This window comes from Sphingobacterium sp. UBA2480 (assembly GCF_002341965.1).
Taxonomy (GTDB): Bacteria; Bacteroidota; Bacteroidia; order Sphingobacteriales; family Sphingobacteriaceae; genus Sphingobacterium; species Sphingobacterium multivorum.
Window position 1 is genome coordinate 574,469 of record NZ_DDPA01000001.1, and the last position, 22,720, is coordinate 597,188.

Sequence of the window (22,720 nt, forward strand, 5' to 3'; positions counted from 1 at the left end):
TTTTCCTTATTGTATTATTGATTCAAATCGTTTTATATTTATTGATTTATAACAATATTCTGACATTTTGGATCCAAATTAATCGTTAATTTTGCAACCGAATGAACGTTCGATTGATGAATTCCAATGAAAAAATTGCGGCAGTATTTGCCAGCACACTAAAACTTATACAAACAAACGGCTTCCATGGAACGCCGATGAGCAAAATCGCACAAGAGTCTGATGTAGCAATTGGGACTATCTACCATTATTTCCCGTCAAAAGACGATCTAATTTTTGGTTTGTTCAAACATTGTAGAACACTACTCAATGAGTATATTTTTGATGGTATAAAAGATGATTTCGACTATAAAGACTCATTTTTTCATATTTGGCGCAACTTTGTCAAGTTCTATCTAGAGAACGGGCACATCTTTAGTTTTTTTGAGCAGTTTTTTTCCTCCCCTTATTACGAGAAGAACAAAGCTGAGATACAAGAACCTGTGGGGGGGCAAAACAAAGTTGTTGATTTTTTACAGGAAGGCATTGATCGAAAAATTTTGAAGCAGGTAGATGTCCATCTTTTGGTGGCAAGTTACATTGGCGTGGCACTATCAACTGTTCACAGCATCAAATTTAAAGATCTCAAGTTTTCCGAACAAAATGTGGAGGACTTAATGGGGATTATTTGGGATGGGGCTATTAATAGAGAAAAAAATAATTAATTACATATATGAAGTTTAATAAAATCGTTTATTCCTTAGCGGCCCTATCGCTTTTGAGTAATACAGGATTTGCACAACAGCAATCTGAAAACTTGCCGGCAAATGCAACACTTCAGCAGCTGATTGATTACGCCTTACGTAATCAAATCGCTGTAAAACAAGCGCAATTGGACGAGACCATCGGTGAAAAGGATATTGACATCTCTCTTTCAGGTTGGTATCCACAATTGGGTCTAAAAGGAAGTTATAATTATAATGTCATTGTTCCATTAGCAAATATTGGCGGAAATAATATCAAAATGGGGCAGAACAATGCAAGTGCATTAACGCTTCAAGCGGATCAACAGATCCTAAATCCAGAGCTAATGCAGGCGAAGAAAGCGGCAGAATTGGTACGTCTTGGCAATAAACAAAATACGGAGAACAAAAAGATCACCGCTGTTGTAGAGGTCAGCAAAGCCTATTATGATATCCTAACTTCGGAAGAGCAGATCAAGATTGTACGAGAAAATATCGCTCGCCTCCAAAAACAATTGAAAGATGCAAAGTCTCAATACGATGTGGGCTTAGTCGATAAGACCGACTATAAGCGAGCACAAATTGCTTTGGCAAATTCGAATGCAGACGAGAAAAGAACGGTTGAGCTTCGCAAATATAAATACGAATACCTCAAACAATTGCTAGCTTTGGATAAAAGCAAAAATTTGACGCTATCCTTTGACAATAGCAATATGGAATCAGAAATTTTGTTAGACACAACTGCTGGAATAAATGTCTCTAATCGAATTGAATTCCAACAATTGGAAACATCCAAAAAAATCCAGCAGTTGAGCACGCAATACTATAAATGGACATATTTACCAAGTGTAAGTGCTTTTTATAATTACGCTTTCAACTATCGAAATGATAAATTTAGTAAACTTTACTCCGATAATTTCCCGGGTTCAGTTGCCGGCCTAAATGTTTCTTTTTCAATTTTCGACGGATTTAAACGTAAAAAACAAATCAATAAGTCCAGATTGCAGGAAGAAAGAATTGACTGGGACATCAAAAATTTAGAAAATAGCATTAACACAGAGTATTCGCTGGCAAGAGCAACCTATAATGCTAACTTAAATGATTGGAAAACAGCTAAAGAAAATGTGGAACTCTCCAAAGAAGTATACGAGACCATCAAACTTCAATATGACGAAGGTATCAAAACTTACCTCGATCTAATGACAGCAGAAACTGATCTCAAAACAACGCAACTTAATTATTTGAACTCCCTCTATGCACTATTATCAAGTAAATTAGATGTTCAGAAAGCAGTTGGGGCAATCCACACAAATTAATCAATAAACGGAAACTAATACAAATCATGAATAAAAGACAATTATTATTCGCTTTCTTCCTTGGGACGGCATTAGTATGGACCTCTTGTGGAAATAAGGATGCAAAAAAGCAAGGTGCAGCACAGGCTCAGGCTGAAAAAGTTGTTCCTGTCAGCTTTGGCGTAGCATCACATGAGATTGTTACAGGTACAATCAGCTATCCAGCAACAGTCAAACCGTTGAACGAAGCAGATCTATATGCGGAAGTAAGCGGCTATATCACCAAAATATATGTTTCTGACGGCGCAGTAGTTTCCGCAGGACAAGCGCTTTATGAAATTGATGGAACACGCTACAATGCGGCTGTCCAACAAGCTAAAGCAAGCTTACAGGTAGCACAAACGGATTTGGACCGGCAAAAAAGAGATCTAGCGCGCTACCAAACATTAGCCGATAAAGATGCGATTGCGAAGCAGGTATTTGACAATGCAGTTTCGAATGTAGCCGCTTCGCAGGCACAAGTAGAGTCTGCTCGTGCAGCTTTGGTCACCGCGAATACAAACTTATCGCGTTCGACCATTCGGGCTCCTTTTAGTGGTACCGTAGGAATATCACAGGTACGTTTGGGCGCCTTGGTCAATCCAGGTACGACCCTATTGAATACCTTGTCTTCAACTAGCCCAATAGCTGTTGAATTTCAGGTAAATGAAAAGGATATTACCAAATTTACCCAACTGCAAAGTAGCCATTCATCATCCGATCTTTCTCTTGTATTGCCAAATGGAAGCACTTATGAAGGCAAAGGAACGATCACAACCATTGACCGCGCAGTTGACCCTGCAACCGGGACGATCAAAGTGCGCGCTACTTTCCCGAACAATGCCAACGAATTGCGGGCTGGTATGAATATTACGATGAATGTATCGACAACCTCAGCTACGGAAGAAGTTGTGGTTCCTTACAAAGCCGTTTTCGAACAGCTTGGCGTATTTAACCTCTATACCGTAAATGATAGCAGTAAAGCTGAAATTCGCCAAGTAAAATTAGGTATTAAAGCCGGTGACAAAATTGTGATCAAAGAAGGTGTTAAAGATGGTGAGAAAATCGTTGTCGATGGTGCCATGAATGTCCAAAATGGAGTTAAAGTAGTTGACGCTGCTGTCGCTGCCCAACAGGCTGCAAAAGGCGCTCCTCAAGGAAAATAACACCATTAATTTTTTAAAGAGAATCTAAAAGATATAGAATGATTTCAGAAGTATTTATTAAGAGGCCAGTTACCGCAATCGTTATTTCGATATTGATTTCAATTATCGGGATCATTGCAGTATCTACATTGCCAATTAGCCAGTATCCTTCTATTGCACCTCCAACAGTAACGGTTACGGCCAATTACACGGGAGCGGATGCACAGACGGTTGAACAAACCGTGACTACTCTTATTGAGAGTCAGATCAATGGTACACCTGGCATGATTTATATGTCGTCCAATAGTACGTCAAATGGTCAAGCAACAATTACCGTGACCTTTGAAGTGGGAACAGATATTGATATCGCGACCTTAGACGTCCAAAACCGCGTAGGAATTGCTGAACCAGCCCTTCCGGAAGCGGTAAGACGTTTGGGGATTACAACCCGTAAAGCCAATAACGATATCTTGATGTTGGTTGCTTTAACTTCACCAAAAGGAACTAGAAGTGAAAATTTCTTGGCCAATTACAACAACTTATACGTTAAAGATGCACTTTTGCGTGTGAAAGGCGTCGGTGATGTAACGGCTTTCGGGCAACCATTCTCGATGCGCGTGTGGCTTGACGCAAATAAATTAGCCAACCTGAGCATGACTCCTGCTGATGTATCCACAGCAATTGCCGAACAAAACTCCCGTATACCTGGTGGTAGCGTTGGTGGACGTCCACAAGAGTCTTCGACGGTATTTGAATATCCGATCATTACCGATAGTGATCTTTCAAATCCCGAGGACTTTGAAAACATCGTTGTAAAAACCAATAAAGATGGATCTATCGTACTCTTAAAGGATGTTGCGCGTGTTGAATTGGGTCAATTTAATTATGGTACATCATCTACCGTAAATGGTATGACTTCATCTGCGATGATGATCAATCAAACCCCAGGAGGAAATGCCGTAGAATCCGCAAAAGGTATTGTCGATGCTTTGGAAAAATTAAAGAAATCTTTTCCAACGGATGTAGATTATACGATCAGTTATGAGACGGTGTCGGTTGTGAATGCCTCTATTTCTTCGGTTATCCACACCTTGGTTGAAGCATTGATTCTGGTAACGGTCGTGGTATTTTTCTTCCTTCAAAGCTGGAGAGCAACATTAATTCCCGTACTGGCAATCCCCGTATCCATCATCGGTACTTTCATCTTCTTCCTAATGTTTGGCTTTTCGGTCAACAACCTGACCATGCTTGCCTTTGTATTGGCCATCGGTATTGTGGTGGATGATGCCATCGTTGTGGTGGAAGCCGTCCAGCACTATATTGACCATTATAAACTGGATGCAAAAGAAGCGACACGTCGTGCCATGGGCGATATCACTGCTCCGGTTATTGCAATTGCATTAATTTTGGCTGCGGTATTCGTTCCGGTTGGTTTTATCCCTGGAATGGTTGGTAAATTATATCAACAGTTTGCAATCACCATTGCAGTATCCGTTATGCTGTCTGCATTTATCGCACTTTCGTTAACCCCAGCATTATGTTCAATTTTATTAAAGCCGACAGCAGTACATGAAGGCGCTAAAGGTTTGAATAAATTTTTCTACAAATTTAATATTTGGTTTGAAAAAGTGACCATCAGGTACTCAAATGGTGTAAAACAGGCTATCAAAAAAGCACCACTGGTATTGATTATTCTGTTATGTATTTTTATCGGAACAGGCTGGATGTTTACAACCAAACCAACTGGATTTATTCCTTCAGAGGATGGTGGTGCATTTTTCGCCGGTATTACATTGCCAGAAGGTTCTTCTTCTGCGCGTACAAATGAAGTTCTTAAAGAGATTGAAGCCGATCTACACAAGACATTTCCAGAAATCAAGTATGTTACTGCAATTTCCGGTATCAATATTTTGAACCGCGCGTTTAAATCCAATGGTGCAACAGTGTTCGTTTCGCTTAAACCTTGGGAAACCCGTACACGCACGGCAAACGATATCGCTGGTATGATTATGGGTAAATACCAGGGCTATACCAAAGCAAGGGTGTTGGCGGTAACGCCACCAGCAATTCCGGGTCTAGGTACATCTGGAGGTTTCTCTATGCAGGTACAGGATTTACAGACGGTAAATATCAAAGATTTCGAAGCGACAGTCGGCAAATTCTTGATGGCTGCCAACCAACGTCCAGAAATTGGCATGGCTTATACCCTATTTAATACCAACTCTCCCAACTACAAATTGGAAGTGAACCGCGAACAGGCAAAACGCATGGGCGTGCCTATCTCCAGTATTTATTCGACGATATCATCCTATTTGGGTAGTAGCTATGTGAATGATTTTACAAAGTATGGTCGTAGTTACCGTGTCGTCACACAAGCTGATATCCCGTACCGTATGAATATTGAAGACATCAACAAATTGTATGTCAATAATGTGTCGGGAAACCCTGTACCTATGGGTACGCTGGTTAAGTATGAATTGATGACTATGCCTTCGATCATCAATCACTACAATATCTTTAGAAGTGTAGAGATCAATGGTAGTTCGGCCCCTGGTTACTCATCAGGAGATGCTTTGAAAGCCTTACAAGAAGTAGCTGCACAAACATTACCAGAAGGTTTTGACTATCAGTTCTCCGGTCTGTCGTTGCAAGAGATGCAATCGGGATCAAAAACTGTCCAAATTTTTGCGTTGTGTATCCTGTTTGTGTTCTTGCTTTTAGCCGCATTATACGAAAGTTGGTCTGTACCATTCTCTATTTTATTATCTGTTCCTTTAGGTGTATTTGGGGCCATATTAACCCTAACATTAATCCCTACATTGGATAATAACATCTATGCACAGATTGGTCTGGTCACCATCATTGGACTTGCTGCCAAGAATGCGATTCTAATCGTAGAGTTTGCTAAGGAACGGGTTGATATCGGGATGAACCTTTATGAAGCGACATTAGATGCTGTAAAATTGCGTCTACGCCCAATTATCATGACGTCCTTTGCCTTCATCTTGGGGATTATTCCATTGATGCTATCTCATGGAGCTGGAGCAATTTCTCGCCAAACAATCGGTTGGACGGTATTTGGTGGTATGACTGCAGCCACACTCCTAGCGATCTTTATCGTTCCGGTACTATTCGTTGTGATTACACGTATGGCATACGGTAAGAAAAAATTGGCTGAATTAGAAGCGAATTTCGATGAAGAGAAAGCGAAAAATTTAAGTTCACACTAATTATACGCTGCCTCTGTGAAGAATCCCCACGGAGCTAACAGCAAGAAGCCTTTCCTTGTAACAAGGGAAAGGCTTCTTTTTTGCTCGTCCAATTATATTTTTTTATTTTTACTGCTCACTATTAAAAGTATATGTCACCTGAATCACAACGAAAATTTGAATTACTAAACCTTCTTGCCGAATCCTACGACGCACTATTATTTGATGTCGATGGTACCCTGGCAGATAATATGGACGCACATAAACAAGCCTATAAAGCTGCAGCCAAACAATACGGAGTCGAGTTGGACGTCAATTTGATTGATGAAACTGCCGGATGGCCCACTGTGGCTGTTGCAGAGGAAATCAGCAAACGCTATGAGGTAGATTTCGATTATCAAGAATTTTCCACACTAAAGTCTACTATTTTTCGAGACGAGTATGTTTTCAAGACTAAGCCTGTAGATTACGTTGTTGAACATCTAAAATATCAGAAAGGTAAAAAACACATCGCTGCCGTTTCAGGAGGAACCAGAACAACCTTATCCATGACATTAACCACCATTGGTGTATGGGATGATTTGGAAACACTGGTTTGTGCTGGAGATACAGCTGAGGGAAAACCTTCACCACAACCCTTTCTTTTGGCAGCTGCTCAATTGAATATTGCTCCGGAAAGATGCCTGGTCTACGAAGACGGGACCCCTGGAGTTGAAGGTGCGAAAGCCGCAGGAATGGGTTGGGTTCGCGTTGATGAAATTTAATAAACCCTAATTTGCAGACTATAAAAAAAGCCGCAGTAAACTTCAAGCTTACTGCGGCTTTTTTTATAACATTATGCTATTTAAAAACTAGTAATTATTTTCACTCCCCCGTTGCTATAGTTCAAATCGGATGATTTCAAATTTCCGATTGGAGCTTTATAATAAGGCTCTACAGAAATGGATAATTTTCCAACTTTCTGTTTCCGACCAACTGAAAAATTAATAAAGCCGTTCACACCTTTATCATCAACATTTTTGTCTTGAGATTTTTGTCTGTACTCCGTATTATTTGTTTCATAGATCGTTGCCCGTTCCTGATCCAATACACCAACATAGGATACACCGACTGAGGTATAGAAATTCTTGTTTATCGCGTATCTAACATCCAATGGGATATCAACTGTTAGGATTTTACCTGAAACCCGTTCATTACTCTTTGCATCTTTTGCATCTGCTGCCCGCATCGCAAAGGAATTATTCAAATTCGATTGAGAAATATAATTTGGCGCATCCGCATTAAGAGAATTTGATCCCATTGCAGGAGTAATGGGTGAATTACCCGAAACAGCTCCATAATGTTGAATGGAAGCTCCCGAACGAAGACTTACCTTACTCGAAATATTATAGGCTAGTGCGACCCCGCCCCCCAACGTTATACTTTCCGACGTAGAAGCAGGTGATACAAAAGCGCCCATTTCCCATTTCTTATCTTGGTTAATGTTCGTGTGAACAACACTAGTTCTTGTTCTCCCTTGTTGCGCATCATACAATTGCGCGAGTTTTACAGCGTCACGTTGCGTTTGATTAACAGGCGGGATTAGCCCTGAATTGGTCGATGCAATAACGGTTTTATTCGTCAACGTGTTATTTGTTGACGCGCTTGCCCGTTCCGCTTCATTATCAGGTACGCCAACCTGCGCTGAAAATGAATTATTTTTCAATTGCATGGACTGCAGTCTTCCTAAATCGGCTGATACAGTCACATCCTGCCCCTGCATTAATCGCCCAGCACCTAATACCAAGTGGTGATTACCCAAACTTTCTGTCGGATGAGCCGTTGGTACAGAATAGGTATAGGGCTTTTGCAGTGCTAATACCTCTGGACTTAAAGCCCTACCGCCCCTAATATCCGATAATGAACGCTGGATGGATTCTTTTAAATCTTTGTTGTCGCCTAACACATCTTCCTGTTCCGGCAGATGTGTTAACACTACTTCTGGTAAATCAGTCTCCACATTCTTCTTTAGCCCCCAATACCCCACACCAAAACACAATAACACGGCCGCAGCAGCACTCCAGTATTTCCAATTCGAAGAACGATGTGCTGAAACGCCATAACTTGAGGCAAATTTCTCCCAGGAACCTTCTTTATAAGGTAGTTCATGGTCCTTTAATTGTCCAATGATCTCTTCTATCAATTCCTTTTTCTTATTGTCTTTCATCGTAACAACACTATTTATCTTATTTCTTGAACTACGCCTGTATAATCCAAGTATAATTTTCTAAGTTTTTGTTTCGCTCGCGTCAGATAAGTCCTTGACGTACTATCTGGTATGTTAAGCATCTGGGCTATTTCATCATGCGAATAACCCTCAATTTCATAGAGATTAAAAATAGTTTTTTGAATTTCGGGGAGCTGATCGAGCAGACGCATAATCTCATTGACCTCTAGTCGACTGTCCAATTGTACTGCAGGAGTATGCATATCCCCTTCTCCCAAATCTTCAACCGAATAAAACTGCTTTTTACTTCGTAAAAAATCAATCGAAATATTGGCAGCAATTCGCCCTATCCAGGCTCTAAATGATTTTTCGAGATTTTCATCATCAATATCCCTATTAAATGATTCTAATTTCCGAAATACCCGAACAAAACTTTCATTTACAAGCTCTTCCGCGTCCACATCCTGCTTAACATAACGAATAATAATAGCCATGAGATAACCATAATACTTCTTATAAACGAAGGCCTTGCCGTCCTCACGATCGCGTAAGCAACGTTCTAAGGCATCCTGTAAAGATGATAGCTTCTTGTTATAAAAATATGACCGAATTATACCCACTTAAACCATTTAATTATTAAGTTTCAAACTTAGACAAATTGCCTTTCATATGCAATCAATAACATATGCCATGTAAACAATCTATCGAATTCTCCCCTTCAAGATGAACGTTTTTTTCGAGGAGATAACGAAATTAAAATTATAAAACTCAACATCAAATAGCCGAATGTCCCCTTGTAATAATATCACTATTTAACTATTTTTATCCATATAACGAAATGCCATTTCCTTTCGCTACAGCGTTTTCAAAAAAAATCCATAAAAAGAATTGAAAAAAATGGCTATTTTTGCGTGATTTTCACATTTTAAATATTATTCATACCGAATGAGTACTGTATTATCCGAACAGGAACAACTTAGAAGACAAGCGATGCAATCGTTGTTGGATATGGGAATTGATCCATTTCCAGCAAACGAATTTGTCGTCAATGCACATGCTGCTGATATTTTAGAAAATTACGATAGAGATAAATTGAATTATAAGAACATTACCATTGCTGGACGTATCATGAGTCGTCGTGTGATGGGTAGTGCTTCATTCTTTGAAATTCAAGACTCTACCGGACGTATTCAAGCTTATATTAAGCGTGACGATGTATGTCCTGATGAGAATAAAGACCTATACAATGTCGTTTTCAAAAAGCTATTGGATATCGGAGATATCGTTGGTATCAAAGGCTATGTCTTCACAACACAAACCGAGGCTATTGCAGTACACGTAGAAGAACTTACCGTTTTATCCAAATCGCTACGTCCCCTACCTGTCGTTAAATCTGCAGAAGGTAAAACTTTTGATGCCTTTACAGACCCAGAGCAACGCTATAGAATGCGTTACGTGGATTTGATCGTAAATCCAAGTAACAAAGACATATTTATCAAACGTACGAAGCTTTTCAATGCGATGCGTCAGTTCTTTAACGACGCGGGTTATATGGAAGTAGAAACACCTGTCCTGCAATCCATTCCAGGCGGTGCTGCAGCACGTCCGTTTATTACACACCATAATGCTTTAGATATTCCATTATATCTTCGTATCGCCAACGAGCTTTATTTAAAAAGACTAATCGTTGGTGGATTTGATGGTGTATACGAATTTTCTAAAAACTTCCGTAATGAAGGAATGGACCGTACCCACAATCCAGAGTTTACCGCAATGGAAATTTATGTAGCCTATAAAGACTACAACTGGATGATGGACTTTACAGAACGTCTGTTAGAACATTGTGCGTTGGCTGTAAACGGTACAACTGAAGCTACCTTCGGAGAACATAAAATTGACTTTAGAGCACCGTATAAACGGATATCGATGACAGATTCCATTAAGGAATTCACTGGATTTGATATTACTGGAAAATCTGAAGACGAAATCCGTATTGCCGCCAAAGGAATGGGCATCGACGTAAACGAAACCATGGGTAAAGGCAAATTGATCGATGAAATTTTCGGCGCAAAATGTGAAGGAAACTACATCCAGCCAACATTCATTACAGATTATCCAAAAGAAATGTCTCCTTTAACGAAGAAGCACAGAGATAATCCTGATTTAACCGAGCGTTTTGAGCTGATGGTTTGTGGAAAAGAGATTGCCAATGCTTATTCAGAGCTTAATGATCCAATTGATCAACGTGAACGATTTGAAGATCAATTACGTCTTTCTGAAAAAGGTGATGATGAAGCCATGTTTATTGATCAGGATTTCCTACGTTCATTGGAATATGGAATGCCGCCGACCTCTGGACTTGGAATCGGTATGGACCGTTTAATCATGTTCTTGACCGATAATGCGTCAATCCAAGAAGTTCTTTTCTTCCCACAAATGAGACCTGAAAAAGTCGCCAAAGTAGCAGAAGTAAAAGATTATGAGGAACAAGGCATTCCTGCGGCCTGGGTTCCTGCTTTACAAAAAATGGGTTTTACAACCATTGAAGCTTTAAAAGAAGCGAATCCGAACAAGGTTTTTAATGATCTTGGTGGTATGCGTAAAAAACTGAAACTAGATATCAATATGCCAACGAAAGACGAAGTATTTGCTTGGTTCAATTAAATCGGTATCTATGCTAGCTAAAAAAGCTGTCTCAAATTTTATTGAGGCAGCTTTTTTTGTTTAGGGCAAATTTGTAAAAGTATTTACAAATAGATTCGCTATGCATTGAAGCACAGGATCGCTGACAATTGTCACCAATATATGACTCCTGCCAATTGTAGACATTTATTATATTTACATATCGTTAACTAAATCAATTTTTAGCTTATGAAGAATATTCTCGCGCTTGACGGCGGTGGTATCCGGGGTATCATTCCTGCAATGGTTCTTGTGGCTCTCGAAGAGAAGTTGCAAAAGCAGACGATGGATCCTAATGCACGGATTGCCTCCTACTTTGACTTTATTGCAGGTACAAGCAGCGGCGGAATTCTAACGAGCATTCTCTTGTATCCAGAAGAAGGCAATCCCGCGCATCCTAAATTTTCAGCTCGAGATGCGTTAAACTTATTCGTCAACCATGGAACTGAAATTTTCACGGCCTCCAAATGGCGTCGATTTCTGAGTGGATTTGGCCTGGTCAGTGAGCTGTATTCGTCGAATCCATTATCGAATGTCCTGGATGAATATTTTCAAAATGCACAATTGAGCCATCTTATCAAACCATGTATCATCACTGCATATAACATTGAATTACGGAAAAATCATTTTTTCAGGCAGCAAAAAGCAATTACGCATGGCGAAGCACGGGATTTCTACCTCAAAGACGTCTGCAAGGCGACATCCGCTGCGCCCACATTTTTTCCTGTTGCAGAGATCTATTCCCTTTCAAAAACAAGATATCCGTTGATTGATGGCGGTGTGTTTGCTCAAAACCCCTCCATATGTGGTTTACTTGAAGTTTTAAAGGCTTTTAACAGCACGCAGATAAACGACATGTTTATGGTATCCTTAGGTACGGGAATATCAAAGACAGCTTATAACTACGAACATTTTAAGAAGAAACTTGCTATACAAATCGGCCCCGCTTTAGTTGACATTATGACAAGTGCATCTTCCGAGAGTACCGAATTTTTTATTCGGCAACTATTCCAAAATAATGGCAAGCAACAAAATTATCTGCGCATAGAGCCTTCCAACTTGTCTAGTATCAATGCGTCGCTAGATGCAGCCTCGCCCAATAATATACAGAAGTTGATTTCCCTATCCGATAAAATGATCAGTGAGCACGAGGATACATTGGATTATATCGTTGCACACCTCATTAAGGAAAAGAGTCAAAATAAGAAGAAAAATCCATGGAGCCAGTTGATGGATAAGTTCTAAAAGATTACTTTTACGCATATTTTAAATCTATATGGCATTAAACTACGTTTGGGTTGCATTTTTTTTAATCACATTTGCCGTAGCCCTTGTAAAACTAATCTTTTTCGGAGATACGGAAATCTTTCAGCAAATTGTAAATTCAATCTTTGACAGTGCAAAAACGGGGGCGGAAATCTCTTTAGGGCTGATCGGCATGATGAGTTTTGCCCTTGGAATTATGAAAATTGGCGAGAAAGGCGGTATGATCAATATTTTTGCAAAAATCGTGGGCCCTTTTTTCCATAAACTATTTCCGGAAATACCCAGAAATCATCCGGCACTTGGCTCAATTCTGATGAATTTCTCGGCTAATGCGTTGGGATTAGATAATGCGGCAACGCCATTGGGCCTTAAAGCGATGAAGGAACTCCAAGAGCTCAATCCCAATAAGGAAACCGCTACCAATGCACAGATCATGTTTATTGTGCTCAATGCATCTAGCTTAACCCTATTGCCTATTTCAATTATGGCTTATCGGAAGGAAGCTGGTGCTCCAGACCCTTCAGATGTATTTCTGCCAATTTTGATCGCAACCTTCTTTTCCACATTGGTGGCTTTGATTCTCGTTTCCATCTATCAAAAAATCAATTTATTTAACCGTGTAATTCTAGGATACCTGGGTGCAATGGGATTATTTATCGGTGGACTACTTTATTACTTTTCGGGACTGCAACAAACAGAAATTGAAATATTCAGCAAAGTGTTTGGTAATGTTATTTTATTCAGCTTATTTACCTCTTTCATAGGTTTGGCTCTTTTCCGTAAAGTAAATGTGTACGATTCATTTATTGAAGGTGCCAAAGAGGGCTTCGAAGTTTCTGTAAAAATAATCCCCTATCTTGTCGCCATGCTTGTTGGTATTGCGGTATTCAGAGCATCAGGAACGATGGACTATATGGTCGCTGGAATTTCCAAAGCCATCGCATTATGTGGTCTAGACACATCCTTTGTAGACGCTTTACCGGTAGCCTTTATGAAACCGCTCAGCGGCTCCGGTGCACGTGGACTTATGGTCGATTTGATGAATGCCAAAGGTCCAATGGACTTCGCTGCCAGGGTTGCTTGTGTTATACAAGGATCGACAGAAACTACTTTTTATGTCCTCGCCGTATATTTTGGTGCAGTGGGCATAAAACGTACTAGGCATGCTTTACCATGTGCATTATTAGCCGAATTAGCCGGTGTAATCGCAGCAATAATTATCTCATACATATTTTTTAAATAACATACTTATACTACAGAAAGGTCTGCTGTTATAACAATGTCAACTATTTACAAATTATTATATTGTGATGAAAAAAACAATCGCACTAATAGCCCACGACGGCAAAAAACCTGAAATGGTCGCATTTGTCAAAGACCACCAGGAATTATTGGAGCGCGCCAATATCATTGCCACAGGTACTACAGGCTCTTATGTCAGGCAGACAGGACTGCCTGTAGAATTGAAATTAAGTGGCCCCATGGGTGGTGATGCACAGATCGCAGCTTTAGCCGCCGAAAGAAAAGTGGACGGCATTATTTTCTTTCGCGATCCACTAGGAAAACATGCACATGAACCAGATATTCAAATGCTTATGCGTGTATGTGATCTTTACAATGTCCCTTTGGCAACAAATCCTGCAACTGGAAGCCTTATCATTGAAGGTCTATTAGAAGACGTTGAATCCTAATTTCTATCGCTTATGGACAATGAAGTAATCGTTTCAATAGGGAAAATCCCCTATACAACGACAGTACAATACGGTAAGCATCAAATAACGGTCGATGAACCTGAAGATATAGGCGGTGAAGATCAGGGCATAAACCCTACTCCATTACTGTTATCATCCTTAGGGAGTTGCAAAGCCATTACCGTCAAAATGTATGCGGACCGCAAAAATTGGCTCCTGGAAGAAGTACAGGTGCGTTTATCTTATGAGGTGCAAACAAGTGAGCAGCAGCAAACGACCTATATACAATGCTTTATCAGCTTTAAAGGAGATCTAGATGAGGTGCAAAAGCAGCGGTTGTTCAAAATTGCTGAAAAGTGCCCCGTTCATAAGATATTATCAAATCCTATTGTAATAACTTCAAATCATTTATAATGTTTCTTGGGATAACGGATAACACTAATTATATTTGTCCGCGCAAAAAAGACCTTTAATAGCTCCTAGAATCGAATAGAAAAGGTTACTTGTCCTGCAATATAGATAATTGGAATAAAAATAAAGCAAACAATGCAATTGGATCCACAAATAGCAATAGACTCGCCTTTTAGATCGATCAAACGTGAAGACTGGAAAAATTTAAACGGAAAAGTATTGCACAATTTCAGTGTCGAAGATCTGGAAAATCTCCATGCACTGAATGAACCCTTGACAAATCAGGAAATAGAAGAAGTCTACTTTCCCTTGAGTCATCTACTTGAGATTCATATTGATCGTTTCCAAAGTCTTCACCAGCGTACAAACCGCTTCTTTGGCAAGGAAGTGAGCAAACTGCCTTATATCATCGGTATAGCTGGGTCGGTTGCTGTGGGAAAAAGTACGACAGCCCGTGTGCTACAACGTGTGCTTAGTTTACTCCCGTCCAAACCGAAGGTCGATTTGGTGACCACAGACGGTTTTCTTTACCCGAATCAATATCTTATCGAACGTGGTATTCTAAACCGAAAAGGCTTTCCTGAAAGCTATGATGCTAAAAGATTGATTCATTTCCTTTCAGCAGTGAAATCAGGAGCTCCAAAAATTACGGTTCCAGTATACAGCCACCTGGTCTATGACGTGTTGCCAGACGAACAGCAACAAGTGATTGAACAACCCGACATCCTTATTGTAGAAGGGATAAATGTATTACAAGTCAATTCCCAGCGACCACGAAAGGGACATAGCGTATTCGTTTCCGACTTTTTTGATTATTCAATCTATGTACATGCCAGCGAGAAAAATCTTATTGAATGGTATACCAATCGATTTGAGTCACTGCGTGCCACTGCATTTCAAAATCCGGCTTCATTTTTCCATAAATATGCAAATATGACAGCTGATGAAAGTCACACCATGGCTGTAAATATCTGGAACGAAATTAATAAGCCCAATCTAATTAAAAACATTTTGCCAACGAGATATCGCGCCGATCTTATTTTGGAAAAAGGAAGCCACCACTTTGTTAAAAATGTCAAAGTAAGAAAGATTTGACCCTACAGTCTCGTAAACTGCAGGATTTCATTTAATATGCTGCTTTGTACCTGTTGATGTACTTTATTGCTGGACGAGATTGCACTAACCTCAACTTTATACTTGATATAATCTTTAGTCATATCGGCGACCTTAATTGTAAAACCTTGGGAATGATCTAAATTTGGATTTTTTTGTAATAATGGACTTAAATACTGTTCCAATTCCGCCACTGCAAACGAGCGATCAATCGGCAATTCGAATTTTACAACAATTTTATTTGACTTTTGGGAGGTCTTATTGACCAACGTTGCAGTAAACACCAAATTATTGGGAATCATCACAGCGTCGTCATCTTCATCGCGCACAACCAGATTAGCCAACGTGATATCCACGATTTTCCCCTGATATTCGCCGATTTTTATGCGATCGCCTACAGAAAACTGATCCGAAAACATAATAATCAAACCAGATATCATATTCGTGATGTATTCTCTAAAAATCACAGCAATAGCCATTGCGACAATTGTCATGCTGGTGATAAAATCTTTTGGGTTAATCCCAACCGCTATCATTAGGCTGACAATAATGAAAAAGACATTGCCTACCGTGGCGACACGCGTAATTCCAAGCACAAAATTACCCCGTACAACCTGCTGCTCATTTCGGCTATTGTATAGTTTTACAAGGATAAAATGACCAATGGAGATCAGGACACTAGCTGTTAGAAAAGTATTTAAGCCGTATGCCATATTCCGGATGATCTCCCGCTGCTTATAAAAGGTTACAAATTGAACAAAGGATGCCGTTAGCGCAATCAACAATATAATTCGGACGATAAAAGAAATTGAAATCGGTTTTGTCATTTTTTACACAAGCTTAAGTTGTCTATCTAGTCAAATTTAATGTTCTCCCATTCACTATTCAAGATATTTCATGTAAAATGGCTTCAAACAGGCTTGCTAAACTAAACAATTTTACTTTACGTAAAAAGCATTATCAGGAAATAGCTATCTTTGGCTAAAGACATTACATGCTATTAAATGAAGGAATCGAACGTGCAAACTGAACTTAACGTAAGCGGAATGCACTGTGCAAATTGTGCTATTTCAATCCACAAATACCTAGAAAACAACGGTGCTAAGGATATCTATGTCGATTTTGCATCAGATGAAGTGAAATTTTCGGAGATACCGCTGGAACAAATACCTGTGCTGGTCAAAGGCATTGAGTCTTTGGGTTACAAAGTTATGGAGGGTAAGGATAAGAAACCTAGCTTTTGGAAATCTATCGAGCTTAAGTTCCTCTGCTGCCTCATCTTTACGATACCCTTGTGGAGTCACATGTTTACGAATTTACCTATTCTACATGATCCCTTTATCCAACTCGCGCTTTGTGCGCCAGTTTACATCATTGGTTTTTCCTATTTTGGCATCAGTTCATTTCGTTCCATCTGTAACAAAATGCCCAATATGGATGTACTCATCTTTATTGGATCTACAGCTGCTTTTGCCTATAGTCTCATTGGAACATATTATAATCTAGGACATGATTACCAGTTCTACGAAACATGTGCAACAATCATAACACTGGTATTTTTGGGAAATGTCCTCGAAAAAAGAGCCGTTACCAAAACCACATCAGCCATCAAAGAGCTGGTTAAATATCAAGATATACCCGCTATCAAAATTGAAAATGACCAAGAAGTCGAGCTATTAGCCCGAGAAATTAAATCCGGTGATATTTTAAAAGTAAATTCTGGAAATCTCATCCCCGCTGATGGCGATATTTTGGAAGGACAGGCTTGGGTGGACGAATCTATGCTAACCGGAGAAAGTCTACCTATTGAAAAACTTAAATATGATGCCGTCATCGGCGGTACCTTACTAACCGAAGGAAATATCAGAATCGTGGCGACCAAAGTTGGTTCTAAAAGTGTACTCTATCAGATTATCCAATTAATTAAAGATGCGCAGAGTAAAAAGCCACCTATTCAAAAATTTGGTGATAAAGTAGCCGCTTATTTCGTTCCAATCGTTGTGACGATATCATTTTTCACTTTTTTTGTTACTTATTTTATCGCACAATTGCCGCTGCAGCAATCCCTCATGAATGCCATAGCTACCCTTGTTGTATCCTGTCCATGTGCCATGGGGCTAGCCACACCTACTGCTGTCATGGTTGGCCTGGGAAGAGCTGCAAAAAGTGGAATACTGATCAAAGGCGGAAGCACCATCGAGGAGATGTCCGATCTCAAACAGATGGTATTTGACAAAACGGGGACCCTAACGACAGGCGATTTTAATATCAAAGCGATTCAGACCTTTGGTATCGAACAATCGCAAGTCGAATCGATCATCGCACAATTGGAGAGTTATTCGAGCCATCCGATCGCCAAGTCGATCCGAAAACAGCTCAAGGAGATAAAATCTTACCGAATTATCTTTAAGGAAGTCAATGAAATAAAAGGAAAAGGAATCTTTGCGACCGACACAAATGGAAATAACTACTCCATTTGCAATGCAAAACTTGGCGAAAAAGATTACTCTAATCGTTATGACCTTACCTTAACCATCAATGGCGTTGTAATTGCAGGCATTGTCCTCGAAGATCAAATTAAGCCGTATGCAAAGGAACTCATCCAATACCTCAAAGATAAAGGCATACGGCCTATTCTTTTGAGTGGAGATCGACAAAGCAAATGTGAACGCACAGCACAGAAACTTGGTATTGCGGATGTATATTGGGATAAATCGCCAGAAGAAAAATTAGCAATCTTGTTCAAACTCAAAAAGAATGGCCCTACCGCAATGGTTGGTGACGGTATCAATGACGCTCCCGCATTAGCTGCTGCCGATGTTGGCATCTCGCTTGGCGATTCGACACATATTGCCATCCAATCGGCAAAGGTGGTTTTATTAAACAATGAGCTCAAATCTATTGAAAAGCTGCTGGAAATTGGTCACCATACCCTATTGACGATAAAGCAAAATCTCTTTTGGGCGTTCGCGTACAATATTGTGGCCATACCGCTTGCCGCGGTTGGCTTTCTCGGGCCTATGCTTGCAGCCCTTAGCATGGCCTTTTCAGACTTAATTGTCATCGGCAATTCGATTCGGCTCCGCTTTAAAAAAATCAAATAAAAAGGATACCCCATAAGTACCAAGACAATCCATAAAAGATTGTCTTTTTTGTGTATATTAGGGCTTAAATCATTCGCTTTTGAGGTTAAATTTTTGTAACTTCGCATGCGTGGCAAGCCAGTTTAGAGGGCTTGCATACTAGTTTTATTGAAACCAAATTCATATGGCTGAAGAAACAGAAAACGACAACAATCTTGTTCCGGCAAACGACCGGATTATCCCAATTAACATCGAGGATCAGATGAAGTCTGCCTACATTGACTACTCCATGTCTGTCATTGTATCAAGAGCACTTCCTGATGCGCGTGATGGCATGAAGCCAGTACACAGACGTGTTCTTTATGGCATGCTGGACTTAGGGGTTACCAGTGGCAAGCCTTACAAAAAGTCTGCCCGTATCGTTGGCGACGTATTAGGTAAATATCACCCACATGGTGATTCATCCGTTTATGACACCATGGTTCGTATGGCTCAAGATTGGAGTTTACGTTATCCTTTGGTAGATGGTCAAGGTAACTACGGTTCCATCGATGGCGATCCACCTGCGGCGATGCGTTATACGGAGGCAAGATTAAAGAAAATTGCCGAGGAAATGCTATCTGATATCAACAAAGATACGGTTGATTTCCAAAATAACTTTGACGATTCTCTACAAGAACCAACAGTCCTTCCCACCCGTATTCCAAATCTCCTGGTCAACGGAGCTTCGGGGATTGCAGTGGGTATGGCTACAAATATGGCCCCACATAACCTATCCGAGGTTATCGATGGTACAATCGCTTTTATTGATAATCGTGATATCGAGGTTTCGGAATTGATGCAGCACATCAAAGGTCCAGACTTCCCTACAGGTGCATTAATCTACGGCTATGCTGGGGTTCAAGATGCTTGTAATACAGGTCGTGGCCGTATTGTTATGCGTGCAAAAGCTGAAATAGAAGCAACCAAATCGGGTAGAGAGCAGATTATCGTCACCGAAATTCCTTATCAAGTGAACAAGGCGAATATGATCGAGCGTACAGCCGAATTAGTTAACGAAAAGAAATTAGAAGGAATTTCTGCTATTCGTGATGAATCTGACCGTACCGGGATGCGTATTGTGTACGACATCAAGCGCGATGCAAATGCAAATGTTGTTTTAAACAATTTGTTTAAATACACAGCGCTACAAACTTCATTTTCAGTAAACAACATTGCTTTAGTTAAAGGAAGGCCAATGCTATTGAATCTGAAAGACATGATTCATGAGTTTGTACAGCATAGACATGAGGTAATCGTTAGACGTACACGCTATGAGCTGGCGGAAGCTGAAAAACGTGCTCATATTCTAGAGGGGTATTTAATTGCCTTGGATCATTTGGATGAAGTCATCAAATTGATCCGTAATTCGGATACTCCGGAAGATGCACGCCTTGGATTAATGGAGAAATTTGGCCTATCCGATCTTCAGGCTCGCGCGATCCTTGATATGACCTTACGTCGTCTAACAGGACTGGAACGTGATAAGATTAAAGAGGAATATGCTGAATTGATGAAAACAATTGACTATTTAAAATCGATATTGGAAGACGAGGAACTTCGTATGAAAATTATCAAAGATGAGTTAATTGAGATCAAAGAAAAATATGGTGACGAACGTAGATCCCAGATTGTACACTCTGCTGAAGATATGCGTATGGAAGATTTTATTGATGATGAAGAAATCGTTATCACAATCTCCCACAACAGTTACGTAAAACGCACACCATTATCCGAATACAAACGTCAGGGTCGCGGTGGCCGCGGATCAATTGGCACAAATACACGCGAAGAAGATTTTACCGAACATATCATTACAGCGTCGGCACATAATTATATGCTTCTATTTACAGAGGCAGGTCGCTGTTTCTGGTTGCGTGCATTTGAGATTCCTGAAGGAAGCCGTACTTCTAGAGGTCGAGCACTTCAAAATATCATCAACGTTCCAAAAGAAGAGAAAATAAAGGCCTTCATCCTGGTGAAGAACCTGAAAGACCAAGATTATTTGGAAAACAACTTCATTATTATGTGTACCAAAAAAGGTACGATTAAGAAGACGTCTTTGGAAGCCTATTCTCGTCCAAGAGCAAACGGTATCAATGCCATCAATATCAATGAAGGCGATCAATTAATTGAGGCTTGTTTGACTACTGGAAGCAGCGAAATTGTCATGGCACTGCGTTCTGGTCGTGCAATTCGTTTCAATGAATCTACGGTTCGTCCAATGGGCAGAACGGCAACAGGTGTACGTGGTATCACCTTGGCAGCGGAAAGCGATGAGGTGATTGGCATGATTAGTGTGAATGATTCGGAAACTACCGTGTTGGTCGTTTCTGAAAAAGGATATGGAAAACGTACAGATATCGAGGATTATCGCGTAACGAATCGTGGTGGTAAAGGTGTGAAAACAATCAACGTCACCGATAAGACAGGTGAACTCGTTGCAATTAAAGGCGTTACGGACAACGAGGACTTAATGATCATCAACAAATCTGGTATTGTTATCCGCATTGCTGTAGAAGAGTTAAGAGTAATGGGACGTGCAACACAAGGTGTAAGGCTCATTAATTTGAAAGATAACGACGAGATCGCGTCTATTACGAAAGTCGATCGTGAAGAAGAATCTGAAGAAGAGTCTGAACTGACCGAAGAGTCAACGGAAAATGGTGATTCGACTTCTGAAGAAAACACGGACTCAAACGAAGAATAAATAGTCTAATGAAAAACTTACTGATATCATTGTTAATATCTGCAAGTAGTTTAACTGTTGTTGCCCAATCCAATTTAAAGGAGGGCAGCAACAGTTTTGCTTTATATACCAAAACTGGCGAATTTAAAAATCTTGAAAATGCGCGAAAGTTTGCAGACGCCGCCTTCCAATCAAAGAAAGATTCGGCTTCTGTCAATAATAACCTTTTAAGGGCATTGGTATATAGCTCCTTGGCAGTTGCAGATTCAACAAGGAAGCAGCCCTATAAAATGGATCCTATCGACGTATCCATCAAATCACTTAAGCTTCTGGATCAAAAAAAAGCACGTCGAAACTTTCCTGCGGAAATGGACTACATTCGTCAAAATCTTGCTGGAGCCATATCCTATCAGGGAGCGTTGGCTTTAAAAGATGGCAAATTTGACAAAGCTTATAAAGCTTACCTTCGAATAGATTCACTTGGTTTCAAAAATAATGATCTCAAATATAATCTGGCGGTACTCTCCGGCAAGAATAAAGATTATATGAATTCAATCAAATATTATGATGAACTCATTAAAAGTGAACATCCAAAGCCTAATTACTTTCTTGAATTAGCGCAGATTTATTCGCTCGGAGGTACTAAACAGGATGTCTTGAACGTTCTTGAAAAAGGACATGCTATATTTCCTGAAAATAAACAGATACTTTTTAGATTAATTGATGTGTATTCGGCCAATAATTCTTATGACGCTATCTTAAATGTCATTGCTGATGCTATCCGTCTAGAACCTGAAAATGTCGAACTGAACTATATTGCAGGCTATTCTTACGAAAATGCCAATGATATAAAACGGGCGAAAGAATATTATAATAATGTATTGCGATTGGATCCGAATAATTATGAATCTAATCTTGCATTAGGATTAATCAATCTGGAGACTTTATTAAAGGAACCTTCCAACCAGGATATACAAGAGTTGACCATCGAGTATCTGTTGAAGGCAAATGAGATTAAGCCTTATGATGTCAATGCGCTTAAAGCTTTGGCTAAATATTATAAGCTTATTGATGACGCATCTCAATTAGACAGAGTGAATTTATTATTGAATCAATTAACAGTTAAATAG

17 protein-coding genes are annotated in these 22,720 nt (G+C 39.9%); 14 read left to right on the plus strand and 3 right to left on the minus strand.

The genetic code is table 11. The annotated features are described in order from the left end of the window. Positions 1-116 precede the first annotated feature (116 nt). The 5 genes from B3600_RS02660 (at position 117) to B3600_RS02680 (ending at position 7,174) form a co-directional block, all read left to right on the plus strand. Entirely contained in the window at positions 117-704 is a 588-nt protein-coding gene (locus B3600_RS02660; protein ID WP_053003616.1) for a TetR/AcrR family transcriptional regulator, read from the plus strand. Positions 705-712: 8 nt separating this feature from the next. Then, a complete protein-coding gene (locus B3600_RS02665) occupies positions 713-2,038 on the plus strand; it encodes a TolC family protein (protein ID WP_046673553.1) in 1,326 nt (441 codons plus the stop codon). A 26-nt stretch (positions 2,039-2,064) separates the two neighbouring features. Then, positions 2,065-3,222: an efflux RND transporter periplasmic adaptor subunit gene (locus B3600_RS02670; RefSeq protein WP_046673554.1), complete on the plus strand. Its 1,158-nt coding sequence runs from the start codon at positions 2,065-2,067 to the stop codon at positions 3,220-3,222. Positions 3,223-3,260: 38 nt separating this feature from the next. Then, positions 3,261-6,431 (plus strand): efflux RND transporter permease subunit, encoded by a 3,171-nt coding sequence (locus B3600_RS02675; protein ID WP_046673555.1) that lies wholly within the window; start codon positions 3,261-3,263, stop codon positions 6,429-6,431. 131 nt (positions 6,432-6,562) lie between these two features. After that, complete coding sequence (locus tag B3600_RS02680; protein WP_070568850.1) at positions 6,563-7,174, plus strand: HAD family hydrolase; 612 nt, start codon at positions 6,563-6,565, stop codon at positions 7,172-7,174. 80 nt (positions 7,175-7,254) lie between these two features. Here the strand turns inward: B3600_RS02680 and B3600_RS02685 are convergent, their stop codons facing one another. Together B3600_RS02685 and B3600_RS02690 are read right to left on the minus strand one after the other, a co-directional pair. After that, a complete protein-coding gene (locus tag B3600_RS02685; protein WP_286751993.1) occupies positions 7,255-8,616 on the minus strand; it encodes a hypothetical protein in 1,362 nt (453 codons plus the stop codon). Positions 8,617-8,630: 14 nt separating this feature from the next. Then, a complete protein-coding gene (locus B3600_RS02690; protein ID WP_046673558.1) occupies positions 8,631-9,236 on the minus strand; it encodes an RNA polymerase sigma factor in 606 nt (201 codons plus the stop codon). 325 nt (positions 9,237-9,561) lie between these two features. Between B3600_RS02690 and lysS the strand changes: the two genes are divergently transcribed. The 6 genes from lysS to coaA all read left to right on the plus strand — a co-directional run bounded on the left by lysS (position 9,562) and on the right by coaA (position 15,761). Then, positions 9,562-11,280 carry a lysine--tRNA ligase gene (lysS, locus tag B3600_RS02695; RefSeq protein WP_120334298.1) on the plus strand — a complete coding sequence of 573 codons (1,719 nt, stop codon included), beginning with the start codon at positions 9,562-9,564 and terminating at the stop codon, positions 11,278-11,280. Positions 11,281-11,487: 207 nt separating this feature from the next. Further along, on the plus strand, positions 11,488-12,543 hold the full coding sequence (locus B3600_RS02700; RefSeq protein WP_112376496.1) for a patatin-like phospholipase family protein: 1,056 nt from the start codon (positions 11,488-11,490) through the stop codon (positions 12,541-12,543). Between the two features lie 31 nt (positions 12,544-12,574). Next, a complete protein-coding gene (locus B3600_RS02705; RefSeq protein ID WP_046673561.1) occupies positions 12,575-13,807 on the plus strand; it encodes a nucleoside recognition domain-containing protein in 1,233 nt (410 codons plus the stop codon). A gap of 67 nt (positions 13,808-13,874) precedes the next feature. Beyond that, positions 13,875-14,255 carry a methylglyoxal synthase gene (locus B3600_RS02710; protein WP_046673562.1) on the plus strand — a complete coding sequence of 127 codons (381 nt, stop codon included), beginning with the start codon at positions 13,875-13,877 and terminating at the stop codon, positions 14,253-14,255. Positions 14,256-14,267: 12 nt separating this feature from the next. Then, the gene (locus tag B3600_RS02715; protein WP_070568864.1) at positions 14,268-14,669 is read left to right on the plus strand and encodes an OsmC family protein; all 402 of its coding nucleotides are present in this window, start codon (positions 14,268-14,270) and stop codon (positions 14,667-14,669) included. Between the two features lie 132 nt (positions 14,670-14,801). Continuing rightward, positions 14,802-15,761 carry a type I pantothenate kinase gene (gene coaA / locus B3600_RS02720; protein ID WP_046673564.1) on the plus strand — a complete coding sequence of 320 codons (960 nt, stop codon included), beginning with the start codon at positions 14,802-14,804 and terminating at the stop codon, positions 15,759-15,761. Positions 15,762-15,763: 2 nt separating this feature from the next. Here coaA and B3600_RS02725 read toward each other — a convergent pair whose 3' ends face one another. After that, the gene (locus B3600_RS02725) at positions 15,764-16,606 is read right to left on the minus strand and encodes a mechanosensitive ion channel family protein (protein ID WP_286751994.1); all 843 of its coding nucleotides are present in this window, start codon (positions 16,604-16,606) and stop codon (positions 15,764-15,766) included. A 177-nt stretch (positions 16,607-16,783) separates the two neighbouring features. On the opposite strand from B3600_RS02725, the gene B3600_RS02730 reads away from it, so the two are divergent. The 3 genes from B3600_RS02730 to B3600_RS02740 all read left to right on the plus strand — a co-directional run bounded on the left by B3600_RS02730 (position 16,784) and on the right by B3600_RS02740 (position 22,720). After that, complete coding sequence (locus tag B3600_RS02730; RefSeq protein ID WP_286751995.1) at positions 16,784-18,883, plus strand: heavy metal translocating P-type ATPase; 2,100 nt, start codon at positions 16,784-16,786, stop codon at positions 18,881-18,883. Between the two features lie 163 nt (positions 18,884-19,046). After that, positions 19,047-21,611 (plus strand): DNA gyrase subunit A, encoded by a 2,565-nt coding sequence (gyrA, locus tag B3600_RS02735; RefSeq protein WP_286751996.1) that lies wholly within the window; start codon positions 19,047-19,049, stop codon positions 21,609-21,611. 8 nt (positions 21,612-21,619) lie between these two features. After that, positions 21,620-22,720, plus strand: a complete 1,101-nt coding sequence (locus B3600_RS02740) for a tetratricopeptide repeat protein (protein WP_070568880.1) — start codon at positions 21,620-21,622, stop codon at positions 22,718-22,720.

Bases quoted from the DNA above. Each gene is read 5' to 3' on its own strand.
- lysS (WP_120334298.1), top strand. From the start codon at position 9,562: ATGAGTACTGTATTATCCGAACAGGAACAACTTAGAAGACAAGCGATG.
- B3600_RS02660 (WP_053003616.1), top strand. From the start codon at position 117: ATGAATTCCAATGAAAAAATTGCGGCAGTATTTGCCAGCACACTAAAA.
- B3600_RS02715 (WP_070568864.1), top strand. From the start codon at position 14,268: ATGGACAATGAAGTAATCGTTTCAATAGGGAAAATCCCCTATACAACG.
- B3600_RS02705 (WP_046673561.1), top strand. From the start codon at position 12,575: ATGGCATTAAACTACGTTTGGGTTGCATTTTTTTTAATCACATTTGCC.
- B3600_RS02675 (WP_046673555.1), top strand. From the start codon at position 3,261: ATGATTTCAGAAGTATTTATTAAGAGGCCAGTTACCGCAATCGTTATT.
- B3600_RS02685 (WP_286751993.1), bottom strand. From the start codon at position 8,616: ATGAAAGACAATAAGAAAAAGGAATTGATAGAAGAGATCATTGGACAA.
- B3600_RS02740 (WP_070568880.1), top strand. From the start codon at position 21,620: ATGAAAAACTTACTGATATCATTGTTAATATCTGCAAGTAGTTTAACT.
- coaA (WP_046673564.1), top strand. From the start codon at position 14,802: ATGCAATTGGATCCACAAATAGCAATAGACTCGCCTTTTAGATCGATC.
- B3600_RS02665 (WP_046673553.1), top strand. From the start codon at position 713: ATGAAGTTTAATAAAATCGTTTATTCCTTAGCGGCCCTATCGCTTTTG.
- B3600_RS02700 (WP_112376496.1), top strand. From the start codon at position 11,488: ATGAAGAATATTCTCGCGCTTGACGGCGGTGGTATCCGGGGTATCATT.
- B3600_RS02710 (WP_046673562.1), top strand. From the start codon at position 13,875: ATGAAAAAAACAATCGCACTAATAGCCCACGACGGCAAAAAACCTGAA.
- B3600_RS02725 (WP_286751994.1), bottom strand. From the start codon at position 16,606: ATGACAAAACCGATTTCAATTTCTTTTATCGTCCGAATTATATTGTTG.
- B3600_RS02670 (WP_046673554.1), top strand. From the start codon at position 2,065: ATGAATAAAAGACAATTATTATTCGCTTTCTTCCTTGGGACGGCATTA.
- gyrA (WP_286751996.1), top strand. From the start codon at position 19,047: ATGGCTGAAGAAACAGAAAACGACAACAATCTTGTTCCGGCAAACGAC.
- B3600_RS02730 (WP_286751995.1), top strand. From the start codon at position 16,784: ATGAAGGAATCGAACGTGCAAACTGAACTTAACGTAAGCGGAATGCAC.
- B3600_RS02680 (WP_070568850.1), top strand. From the start codon at position 6,563: ATGTCACCTGAATCACAACGAAAATTTGAATTACTAAACCTTCTTGCC.